Source organism: Sphingosinithalassobacter tenebrarum (assembly GCF_011057975.1).
Taxonomy (GTDB): domain Bacteria; phylum Pseudomonadota; class Alphaproteobacteria; order Sphingomonadales; family Sphingomonadaceae; genus Sphingomonas; species Sphingomonas tenebrarum.
In genome coordinates this window covers 1,533,939-1,545,388 of the sequence record NZ_CP049109.1, presented here as the reverse complement: position 1 = coordinate 1,545,388, position 11,450 = coordinate 1,533,939, and the positions used below count along the sequence as shown (strand labels likewise).

Annotated in this window: 10 protein-coding genes; all 10 read left to right on the top strand. The window is 65.8% G+C overall.

Going from position 1 to position 11,450, the window contains the following annotated elements; translation table 11 throughout:
- Nucleotides 1–82 precede the first annotated feature (82 nt).
- The 10 genes from G5C33_RS07585 (at nt 83) to G5C33_RS19555 (ending at nt 11,379) form a co-directional block, all read left to right on the top strand.
- Entirely contained in the window at nt 83–1,426 is a 1,344-nt protein-coding gene (locus G5C33_RS07585; RefSeq protein ID WP_165326662.1) for a globin-coupled sensor protein, read from the top strand.
- 123 nt (nt 1,427–1,549) lie between these two features.
- Complete coding sequence (locus G5C33_RS07580) at nt 1,550–2,599, top strand: sigma factor-like helix-turn-helix DNA-binding protein (RefSeq protein ID WP_165326661.1); 1,050 nt, start codon at nt 1,550–1,552, stop codon at nt 2,597–2,599.
- 79 nt (nt 2,600–2,678) lie between these two features.
- Nucleotides 2,679–3,197 (top strand): hypothetical protein, encoded by a 519-nt coding sequence (locus G5C33_RS07575; protein ID WP_165326660.1) that lies wholly within the window; start codon nt 2,679–2,681, stop codon nt 3,195–3,197.
- 72 nt (nt 3,198–3,269) lie between these two features.
- Nucleotides 3,270–4,412 (top strand): helix-turn-helix domain-containing protein, encoded by a 1,143-nt coding sequence (locus G5C33_RS07570; protein ID WP_228275230.1) that lies wholly within the window; start codon nt 3,270–3,272, stop codon nt 4,410–4,412.
- A 141-nt stretch (nt 4,413–4,553) separates the two neighbouring features.
- Complete coding sequence (locus tag G5C33_RS07565; protein ID WP_206518649.1) at nt 4,554–6,134, top strand: putative bifunctional diguanylate cyclase/phosphodiesterase; 1,581 nt, start codon at nt 4,554–4,556, stop codon at nt 6,132–6,134.
- Nucleotides 6,135–6,208: 74 nt separating this feature from the next.
- Nucleotides 6,209–6,871 (top strand): dTMP kinase, encoded by a 663-nt coding sequence (locus G5C33_RS07560; RefSeq protein WP_165326658.1) that lies wholly within the window; start codon nt 6,209–6,211, stop codon nt 6,869–6,871.
- Between the two features lie 157 nt (nt 6,872–7,028).
- Nucleotides 7,029–8,321 carry a patatin-like phospholipase family protein gene (locus tag G5C33_RS07555; RefSeq protein WP_165326657.1) on the top strand — a complete coding sequence of 431 codons (1,293 nt, stop codon included), beginning with the start codon at nt 7,029–7,031 and terminating at the stop codon, nt 8,319–8,321.
- A gap of 72 nt (nt 8,322–8,393) precedes the next feature.
- A complete protein-coding gene (locus G5C33_RS07550; protein WP_165326656.1) occupies nt 8,394–9,944 on the top strand; it encodes a bifunctional aminoglycoside phosphotransferase/ATP-binding protein in 1,551 nt (516 codons plus the stop codon).
- A gap of 41 nt (nt 9,945–9,985) precedes the next feature.
- Nucleotides 9,986–10,912, top strand: a complete 927-nt coding sequence (locus G5C33_RS07545; RefSeq protein WP_165326655.1) for a 1-phosphofructokinase family hexose kinase — start codon at nt 9,986–9,988, stop codon at nt 10,910–10,912.
- Nucleotides 10,909–11,379, top strand: coding sequence for a hypothetical protein (locus G5C33_RS19555; protein ID WP_456114995.1), 471 nt, complete (start codon nt 10,909–10,911; stop codon nt 11,377–11,379). Before G5C33_RS07545 ends, G5C33_RS19555 begins: the two co-directional genes overlap by 4 nt.
- The last annotated feature ends 71 nt before the right edge of the window (nt 11,380–11,450 follow it).

The following is an 11,450-nucleotide window of genomic DNA, read 5'->3' as shown; positions in this document are numbered from 1 at the left end:
GGACCCGCACGCAACTCCGTATATCATCCTATAATTTGATTTAGGTTTGAATGACCGTGTTCCTGGTCTGGAGTTACAGTGCATGTCGATTGAATCCGAAATCGCGGACCGGCTTCGGTTTGTCGGACTTGGCGAAGATCGCCGCGCCATCCTGGCAGAAGCACTGCCGATGGTCCGCGAAGAGCTTCCTGGGCTGCTACAGAAATTCTATGCCAATGTCGCCGAATGGCCCAGCCTGCAGGCGATGTTCGACAGCGCGGAAGCCAGCCGGCGCGCGGCAAAGGCACAGGAAACGCACTGGCTCCAGCTCTTTTCGGGCAGATTCGATGCTGCCTATGTCGAATCGGTGCGCCGGATCGGCCGCATGCACAGCCGCATCGGGCTGGACCCGCGCTGGTATATCGGGGGCTATTCCTTCATTCTCGCCGAGATGTTCGAGCGTGTCGGCGAACGCTGCACGCGCCGTTTCGGCGGCAATTCGCGCAAATGTACGCGACTGATCGCGGCGCTCAACCAGGCCGCGCTGATCGACATGGAACTGGCGACCTCGGTCTATCTCGAGGAAAATGAACTCGAATATGGACGGAAGCTGGAAGCACTCGCCAGCGCGTTCGAAGCCAAGGTCGGCGTCGTCACCGGGCAGATCGCTTCGGCCGCGAGCCAGCTCGAAGCATCCGCGCGCACCGTTTCGGACAATACGGCAGATTCCAATACGCGCGCCGGAACCGTGGCGGCGGCGGCAGAACAGGCCAGCGCCGGACTACAGACCGCGGCGGCTTCGGCCGAGCAGCTTTCGGCTTCGATCAACATGATCCGCGAGCAGGTGACCAATTCCTCGGCCACTTCCAAACGCGCCGCTGCGAATGCTCGGGAAACCGACAGGATCGTTCGCGCGCTGTCCGAGGGCGCCGAGCGGATCGGCGCGATCGTCACGCTGATCGGCCAGATCGCGGGCAAGACCAACATGCTCGCGCTCAACGCCTCGATCGAGGCCGCGCGGGCGGGCGAGGCCGGAAAGGCATTCGACGTCGTCGCGGTCGAAGTGAAATATCTCGCCGACAAAACCGCGGCGGCTACTGGCGAAATCGAGAACCATGTCCGCGAACTGCAGCAATCGACGCGCGAGGCTGTGGCCGCCATCGAATCGATTTCGGGAACTGTTAACGAAGTGGCCGAAATCGCCGCGACCATCGCCAATGCAGTGGATCAGCAAAACGCCGCCACTGCCGATATCAGTCGCAACGTTCAGCAGACCGCGCAGGCCGCTCACGAGGTTTCCGAGAATATCGTTCGCGTCAGCCATTCCTCCGAAACCAATGTCGGGGCGGCGCGCGAGGTGTCCGGCTCCGCTTCGCACCTTGCCGGCCAGGCGGATACGCTTTCGCAGGCGGTGCAGGCCTTCCTCGCGCAACTGCGTGCGGCCTGAGGCGATTACTTATATGTAGGACTACATATAGGATCGGTTAAGATTCTTTTAGGAGCGCCGGTGCAATTTCCTGCTTGTGAACGGCAGCCAGGGGGCCGCTGACAACAAGCAGGGGGACAGAGGATGTCCAAAGTCACGATCGCTCTTGAAGCCGCAGTCGCTTCGGTTCTGGAAAACATGCCGAAGGACGGCGAGCAGACCCGGCGCCAGCGCGCCAATGTGGACCGCGCCTATGCCGATATCCTCAAGCTGATCGCACCGCGCATCCGCCATTTCATCCGTCAGTACGGCCTGACCGCCCATTGGGAGGATGCCGAGCAGTGCTGCGCGATCGCAGTGCACCGTGCGATTCAGGCCTATGACCCTTCCAAGGCCCAGTTCACGACCTTCATCAACTGGCAGCTTCGCGGCGAACTGCAGAGCCTGCGCTTCCGCCTTATGACCGACCAGCGCCCCTCGGCGAAGAAGGTCGAGGCCACCACCGTTTCGCTCAACGCGCTGGCCACCAGCGCCGACGGCGAGGAAATGTCGCCCGAAACGCTGATCGAAGACGAGTTCGCCGAAGAACGCACCGAAGCCGGTGCTTCCGATTTCCTGGCCGACAACGCCATCGACGCGCTGGTCGACGCCTATGTCGACCACCTGCGCAAGGTTGGCATGGAGCAGCTGCGCCGCCGCCCGCGTCCCAAGCGCCGCGAACGCGTTCAGAATGACGGCCCGCGCCTTCGCCTCGCGACGCACGGGATCGACCCCGAGGAGCTGGAAAAGCTCGAAGCCAAGCTCGAACGCGACCGCGAAATCGTCGCGCGCCGCGTGTTCGAAGCCGCAACGCTCGACGATCTCGCCAACGATACCGGCGTGACCAAGGAACGCGTGCGCCAGATCACCAAGCGCGCAACCAAGGCAATGGCCGAGCTAGCCGCGACCGACCCGCGCTTTGCCGTTATGGCCGAATACAAGACCGCTGCGCCGGCGCGTCCCAAACCGCGCCGCGCCGCCGAAAAGCAGTCGGCCGCGCCGCTCCTGCCGAACGCCGACAACGCGCATAACCGCCTGACCCGCGTAGTGGCGATCGACCCCGCCGCGCTTCCGGCCGAGGCAGCGATGCATGCCGGCCTTGAAGCAGGCTTCTCCGAACTCTTCGCCGCGCCGGCCGCTGCCACGCGTCACTGATCCCCCGAGGCGCGGCGCCGGACGGCGGCGCGCCACTCTCCTATAATGAGAACAAGAGAAGCCCGAGGGATCCCAACCAGTGCCGGTTCGCCTAGTCACGCCCGCCGCCGATGCCTTCGAAGCAGCGGGGCATTTCCGCCACAATCGCCGCCTGTCGGTGCTCGCCCGGCGCGTCGCCGGCAGCGCCGCGACACTGCTTGCACCCGATCCGCGCCTGCTGTTGGGAGCCGCCCGCGCCGGCGAAACGCTGCGCCTGGGCTGGTGGAGCGACCGGTTCGAACTTGTCGCCCGGATCGATGCATCGCGAGAGGATTTCAGCCCGGTCGGCAGCGGCGAAGGCGCGCTCCAGCGCAGCTCCGCCGCCCTGATCGACTGGCTTGCCGGCCGCTGGCCGCCAGAGGCGGCTCCGGCGACACTGGGCATCATCACCGACGGCACGGGCGTCGCCTTCGCTCCCGAACGTCCCGACCCATTCGCCCCCGGCTGGTTCGGCGAAATGGCCGGCTGCCGCTTCGCGTTGCGCGAAATCCGGCCGGTTGCCGGAACCGGGCCCGCCGCGCTGCTGACCTGCCGACGCACGTCTTCGCTCATCCATTAAGGAAGCGCGCAAAGAACCGCTTGTTCACCAATTCGCTCCAAGATAGATTAGGGATTGGAGGCGAAGGGCGACATGAAGAGCAGCGCGGCCAGTGGCGACAATGGCGCCGCCATTGTCACGGCGGCACATATTCCCATCGATTTGTATCGCGCGGTCGTATTTCCCAATCGCATGCGCGAACTGCGCCGCTCACGCGGCTATCCCAAGTTGCTGCCGCTTTCGGCATCGATTCCCGATATTCCCTATATCCGCCTGTCCAAGATCGAGCGCGGCGAAGTCATCGCGCGAGCGGAGGAATTGCGCGCGATCGGTGCGGCGCTCGGCGTTGCCCCGGTCGAATTGCTGATTGATATCGGCGCACCCGATTTCGACATCGCACGCTGGGCCGAGCCGTTTCGCGACAGCAGCGACGTCGATCTTGCCGAGGAACGCTTCGCGGTGCTGCTCGGCGCCGCAGTGCGCGCGCTGCGCTCGCAGGACGCGGCACTCACCATCGCGGCGATCGAACGCGATCACGGACTGCCGCCGGTCAATCTGTCGCGACTGGAAAATGCGCAGAAGACATTCCCGCGCTGGAACGCGGCGGTGCGCCAAGCGCTCTATTCGCTCTTCGGCGTGCGGGACGAAGCCGCACTGCGCGCACGGGTTGTCGATCGTTATGAACGTGGCGAGCTGGACGATTTCCTTGCCGACGTATCCAGTTCCGAGGAACGGCTTGCACGCAGCCGCGAACGCATCGCGCAACTGCGCGAAGCAGTGACCGACGGCAGCGCCCTGGGGGGCACCCGGCCCGATCGCACGGCGCCACCACGCCCTGCGCCGCCGCCTGCCGCCGCTCCGCCGGCCGCCGCCGTCGCGGGAATTCCGGTCTATTCGGGTAATCTGCCCGGCGGACTGATCGCTCCCGAGAGGACGTCGGAGCGCGCGAGTACGCCCACCGCGGTCGGCCCCGATGCCTTTGCCGTGCGGACGACCCGCGCGGTGCTGGGTCCGGGGTTGCCGGTCCACACGCTGCTGGTCGCCGATCCGGCCCGCTCTCCCGCGCCGGGCGGCATCGTCCTGTTGCGCGAGGAGGCTGGCTGGCGGCTGCTCGCGGTGGAATCGAACCGGGATGGCGGGATGACCGGCTTCTCGCTGAACCCCGATTACGAGATCGCACTCGACGACTGCGATCCCGCTCGGCTTGCCCCAGTGGTTAGCGCAACCTTTCAATAGCGCTCCGCATAAGTCCAAACTGACGCGGGACCGGCTTTCCATCTAGATAGAGGATGGAAAGGAATTCCGGGCGTGGGGGCTATGGGCAGGATCGGGAACTGGGCGGCGCGACATCAGAACAAGCTCATGCTTGTCGTTCCGGTGCCGATTCTTCTTTTCGCTACCTTCGCCCCGCATCTCCTTGCCGGCTCCGAGAGCATCGTGCCCACCCATTATGGCTGGCACCTCGTCGACGCGCTCTTCGCCACGATGATGGCGACGGCACTCATCTATCTCCTGCTGCTGGTGCGGCGAACCCGACGGCTCAAGCAGGAACTGGAGTTGCGCGCACGCGCGGAGGAAAGCGTCGCACGGCTGATCCGGTTCGATTCGATCTCCGGGCTGCCCAATCGCGGCTCGATGCTCGACGCGATCGCCAAAACCATCGCCCAAGCCGGACCTGATGAACGGACTTCGGTCCTCTGGATCGATCTGGACAGGTTCCGGCCCATAAACGACCTGCACGGCCACGCATGCGGCGATCATGCGTTGAAGACGATCGGTAGCCGGCTGGAACAGCTGTGCGAGAACCGCGCGTTCGCCGCGCGGATCAGCGGTGACGAATTCGCATGTGTCCTCACGCATCGCTCGGATACCAACACGATCGAGCAGCTGGCGCATGACCTGCTGCGCGAGATTTCCCGGCCCATTCAGTTCCGTAACGGAGTGGTGCAGCTCACCGCCTCGATCGGAATCGCCGGCACGCCCAGCTGCCCGGCGGACGGGGAACGTTTGCTGCGCGCGGCCGCGTTCGCCGGCGAGCGTTCGATGCGCAGCGGGCCGGGCAAGTTCGCTTTCTTCGAACCGGAAATGGATGCGGCGATGAATGACCGCGCCGCGCTCGAAATCGATATGCGAGCGGGCATTCAGCGGGGGGAATTCATCCCCTATTTCCAGCCGATTGTTTCGCTCCGGTCGGGTAAGCTGCACGGTTTCGAATGTCTGGCGCGCTGGCGCCACCCGACGCGCGGATTCGTTTCGCCGGATGTCTTCATTCCGATCGCAGAGGATGTCGGGCTGATCCAAGATCTGAGCTACGCCATCCTGAGCGCGGCGTGCCGCGAAGCGCGCGAGTGGCCGGCCGAACTGACTCTCTCGGTCAACATCTCCCCGCTGCAGCTGACCGACAGCTGGCTTCCCGAACGCATCTTGCGCACACTGTGCGAAACCGGCTTTCCCGCGCAACGGCTGATCGTCGAGATCACCGAAAGCCGGCTGGTCGGCGATTTCGAAGCGGCGCGCGCGATCCTGACGTCGCTGCGCAATGCCGGCGTCCAGATCGCGCTCGACGATTTCGGCACCGGATATTCGGGCCTCAAGCATCTGCGCGAACTGCAGTTCAATCGCGTCAAGATCGATCGCAGCTTTGTCGAGAACATCGAAACGCAGGAGAACCGCGCGATCATCGCATCAATCCTGCGGCTGAGCGAGGGACTGAAGCTGACCGTGACGGCCGAAGGCGTCGAGGATGCGCGCCAGGCTGCAGCGCTGGAGGCGCTGGGTTGCCCGTTGGCGCAGGGCTATCTGTTCGGCCGGCCCGGCGACGCGCGCTCGGCGCTCGAGCATGCGCGCGCAGCATTGGCGCGCCACGCGCCGCGGCTGCCGCAGGCGCATCGCGCTTCGGCCGACCCCATCCCGGCCACGCGCATTCCTGCCCCCCGTCTTTTCGCCGCCAAGGGGTGAACGCCCCCGCGTGACTCACCCCGCGAGCATGCTAGAGCGGCCGCTGGCGATCATCAGGGAAAGGCTGCGCAGTTATGGGTTTGCTCGTCGCGATCGAAGGCGCGGACGGTGTCGGCAAGAACACCACCGCCAATGCCCTGCGCGAAGCGCTGATCGCGCAGGGACGCAGCGCCGAACTGATTTCCTTTCCCCGCTATGGCGAAACCGTTGCGGGCGTGACGATCGGCCGGTTCCTGGCCGACGAACTCGACGTACCGATGAGCGTGAACGCGGCTGCGGTACTCTATGCGCTCGACCGGCTCGAGTGGCGCGACCGGCTCACCGCCGCGCTCGACACCAATGATGTCGTCGTGCTCGATCGCTATGTCGCGTCGAACATGGCCTATCAGGGGGCCAAGGTCCCGCCTGAAGAGGCGCGCGCGCTGATGGCGTGGATCCTCGAACTCGAAACCGGGCAATTCGCCCTGCCCGCGCCCGCGCTAAACGTCTATCTCGACACGCCCTGGGATCTGGCCCGTGAGCTGATCCTGAAAAAGGCGCAGCGCAGCTACACCGATCGCAGCTATGACGTGCACGAGGAAGACGTCGCGCTGCAGCAGCGGGTACGCGCCAATTACGAAGCGATCGCGCGTGACGGCCTGCTCGGCCGCTGGTCGGTGGTTCAGGCAAGCCAGGACGGCGCGATGCGGCCAACGGCGCGGATCGTCGCCGATATCCTGACGGCGATCGAGAGCTGACAACCGTTTCGGGGGCGCTTCGACTGGCGATACGGTAGCGAAACGGCTATGCCCGGGTTCAGGGAAGCATCGCAACGAGGCGAGCCGTCAGACGCTCGCCCGGCTCGGTGACGCCGGCACATGGGCCGGCCCGGCACCGCAACCTTGGGGGGAAGTCATGCGACCGATATTTCTCGGGCTTCTGATGCTCGTCACCTTGAGCGGCTGTGCACGCGGCGCGCTCGATATCGATTGCCCGAGCTTCGAAACGATGCGCCGCGACCTGCCCTATTCGCAGCTCGAACGCGAAATTCACGGGCTGGGCGCCGAGCAGACCGCGCCGGCCCCCGAACAGGCGGAGCTGACCAAGCGCGTCGAAAACACGCTGCCGTCCGATTATGACCCCGCCCATCCCGAAGCGCCGACGCCGACTCCCATCCTGCTGCTGCTGAGCGGCGGCGGGCAATGGGGGGCTTTCGGCGCGGGCTACCTCAACGAATTGCGGCTGCGCAGCGACTTGCCCGAATTCACCGTGATCACCGGAGTCAGCACCGGCGGATTGCAATCGCTGTTCATCTCGGTGGCGACGACCGAGGCCTTTGACGGCCTGCTCGCGGCCTATGATCCGGTGCGCGAAAGCGACGTGGTCGATCGCAACCCTGCCTGGCAGGCCGCGTTCCGGGGATCGCTCGCCGGGCTGGAGCCGTTGCGAAGGCGGCTCGAAAACGCGCTATGCCCGGACGACCGGATCGACGATCCCTCGCGCGATTGCATGCTCGACGGGCTGCGCGCACTGAAGGGCCGCAAGACGGTGCTGATCGGTTTCGTCAACGCCGAGAACGGGCGGTTCCAATATGTCGACGCAGTCGATCTGGCGCAGCTGCCCCGGCGCGAGGCACGCACCTGCCTGACCGGCGCGGCGCTGGCATCGGCGGCGATGCCGGTTTTCTTCCAGCAGGTGCGGATCAACGGCGTCGCCTATTATGACGGCGGCGTGCGCTCCTCCGTATTCGAAGCCTCGGTGGCGCATACCGCGGCGCTGGTGACCGAAAGACGCGCGATCCTCGATGCGCTCTACAACCGCGTCTGGGTCGATCGCGACGCACGGCTGCCCATCTATGTCGTTCGCAACGGACCCACTACGGTCGAGCCCGATCCCGCCATCAGCAACCAGCCCGGCCCGCTTTCCGCCGCGCTGCGCGCCGAAAGCATCGTCGTCAACCAGCTCGAGGTCGGATCGATCTCGGCGCTGCGGATCGAGCATCCACGCGGGCCGCTGCTGCTGGTCACGGCGGACGGATGGGAGGAAGCGGGCTGCGTCAAACCCGGCGGAGGGGTGATGTTCGACAAGGGCTTCATGAACTGCCTTACCCGCTATGGTGCACAAAAGGCGCGTGTTCCCGATCCCTGGATATCGCTGTCGCAACTGCCGCTTCGCGGACAGGAGCCGCCGGCACCACCCGACAGTTGAAATAGCAGCGCGCGAGGTGAATATCGGCCCCGGTACGGGCGTGTCGGCTCGTCCGGGGAGATGGAGCGTTCGATGGCAGCGCCGAAGGCGCAGGAACATGCCGATCCGCAGGCGGAACTGCTTGCCTTTCTGGAAGGCGGCGAACCGCTGGGCCCGGTCGAACGCCGCATCGATACGCACGGCGCGCATGTGCTGCTGACGCGCGATCGCGCGTGGAAGATGAAGCGCGCAGCGCACTACGCCTATCTGGATTTCTCAACGCGCGATCGCCGCCGCGAGGCACTGGAAGCCGAATTGCGGCTCAACCGCCGTACCGCGCCGGAGCTCTATCTCGGCATGGCCCCGGTCACACGCGGCTCCGACGGCGCACTGGCGCTGGGCGGCGAAGGCGAGCCGGTCGAATGGCTGCTGGAAATGCGGCGCTTCCCCGATGATGCGCTGCTCGACGACATCGCCGCCCGCAAGGGACTCGAACCACCGCTGCTGACAGCGCTCGCCGATCGGATCGTCGCGCTCCATGCCGAAGCCGAACGCTATTCCGGCGGTGATGGCGCGGCGCGCATCGCGGCGATCCTCGACGGCAACCGGCGCAGCTTCGCCGATGTGGCGGATGTCATTCCGGCCGAGCAGGCGCAGGCGCTCGACACGCTGCAGCGCGCGGAGCTGGACCGCTGTGCCGCCCGGCTCGATGCCCGGGCGCGCGCCGGACGCATCCGGCACGGACATGGCGACCTGCATCTGCGCAACATCGCGCTGATCGATGGCGCGCCGGTGCTGTTCGATTGCCTCGAATTCGATGCCGAGCTCGCTACGGTCGACGTCCTCTACGATCTGGCGTTCCTGCTGATGGACCTGTGGCATCGCGGCCAGCGGATCGATGCGAACATCGTCGCCAACCGCTATCTGGACGTCAGCCCGCAGGGAGCCGGCGGATACAGCCTGCTGCCGCTTTTCCTGTCGATCCGGGCGGCAATTCGCGGCCATGTGGCCGCCGCCGCGGCGCGATCGACCGGAGAAGAGACAAAGATTGCCGAAGCACGCGACTATTGTCGCCTCGCCGCCGATCTACTCGCGCCCGCGGCACCGCGGCTGGTGGCCGTGGGCGGCCTTTCCGGGACCGGCAAATCCTCGGTCGCGCGGCTGATCGGCGCCTGGATCGGCCGGGCGCCCGGCGCGCGGGTGCTGCGCAGCGACGTGTTCCGCAAGCGGCTGGCCGGCGTGTCGCCCGAAACCCGGCTGCCCCCCGAAAGCTATACCGCCGCCGCGTCCGATCACACCTACGAAGCCTTGTTCGAATCGGCCGAGGACCATCTGCGCTGCGGCTCCAGCGTGATTCTCGACGCGGTCTTTTCCAGCCGCAGCGAACGCGAGGTCGCGCAGATGATTGCCGAGCGCGATCGCGTGCCCTTTCACGGCATCTGGCTGGAAGCACCCGAACAGGAACGCATCGCGCGCGTTTCGGTGCGCAGCGGCGACGCCTCCGACGCCGGACCCACAGTCGCGCGCGATCAATCGCGCAAATCGGTGGGCGATCTGGGAAGCTGGCTGCGGCTGCGTGCCAACCGACCGCTCGATATCGTAGCACAGGCGGCGCGCGCATTCCTCGAGCGGCGCAGGCGATGATCGCTTGACCCCACGGGCTACCGCCCCTTAGCTCCTGCACCATGCAGCCGATCGTCACGCTCACCATGAACCCCGCGCTCGACGTCACGACCGGGACCGATCACGTACGACCGACTCACAAGCTGCGTTGTACCACCCCGCGCTTCGATCCGGGCGGCGGCGGAATCAACGTCGCGCGCGTCATCCATGCGCTGGGCGGCGATGCCACGGCGGTGTTCCCCGCGGGCGGCCCGTCCGGCGAGAAGCTCAAGCAGCTGCTGACCGCGATCGGAGTGACCATCGCGCCGGTTCCCGTCGCCGGCGCGACACGCGAGAGCTTCACGGTCGACGAGGCGGCCACCGGCGATCAGTATCGTTTCGTACTGCCCGGTGCCGAACTGACACCGTCCGAGCGGCAGGCGATCGTGGCGGCGCTGGAAAACCAGCCCGCTCCACCCGCCTACATCGTCGCAAGCGGCAGCCTGCCCGCAGGAGTAAGCGACAATTTCTATTGCATCATCGGGGCGCTGTGCCGCCGCATCGGCGCACGGATGATCCTCGATACCTCGGGCGCGGCGCTGGCCGCCTCGGAGGGTTGCGATGCCTGGCTGGTCAAGCCCAGCCAGCGCGAGATGGAGGATCTGCTGGGCCGCGAACTGCCGGATGAAACGGCATGGATCGACGGCTGCCGCGAATTGATCGCGCGCGGCTTCGCGACCACGGTTGCGCTGTCACTGGGCGCTGACGGAGCGATGCTCGTAACCGAGAAGGAGAGCCGCCGCTATCGCGCGCCGAAGGTGGAAGTCTTCAGCGCGGTCGGCGCCGGCGATTCGATGGTGGCCGCGATCACGCTGGCGCTGGCCCACGGCCTGCCGGTCGAGGAGGCATTCCGCCACGGTATGGCGGCAGGCGCCGCCGCGCTGCTGACACCGGCGACCGAGCTGGTACATCGCAACGATTTCGAACGCCTGCTGGCGCAAGTGGAATGAAGCGCCGCGACCTAAGGGCAGCCGAAGAGCCGGTCGAGCAGGTTCAGCGTCGCGATCGCATCCTCGCTGACCAGCGAATAATAGATTGTCTGCCCCGCGCGCCGGGCGGCGACAATCCCGTCGCGCCGCAACAATGCGAGCTGTTGCGAGACGGCGGTATCGCGCACGCCGCTCAATTCCGCGAGTTCCCCTACGGAACGCTCGCCATCGCGCAGCAGACACAAAAGAACGAGCCGCGTGCGGCCCGAGATGAGTTTCAGAAAAGCCGACGCGCGGTCGACATTGGATTGCAGTTCTTCTGTCACGGGCGGCAGAGCTATTCGGTGAATCGCATTCAGGCAACAGGCTATCTTACCGAAAACGAAAGATATTTCTCTGCCGTGACAAATCCGGCGCGCTTTGCCTCGCCGAAACCCACGCTAGTCCGCGAAATTGCGGCGATTGATCCAGGTTATATATCGAGATGAGGTGCAGTTGTGCGTGATCGGGATAAGCGACGGGAGACGGCCGGCTATGACAGCCCGGTCGGCGGCTGGGG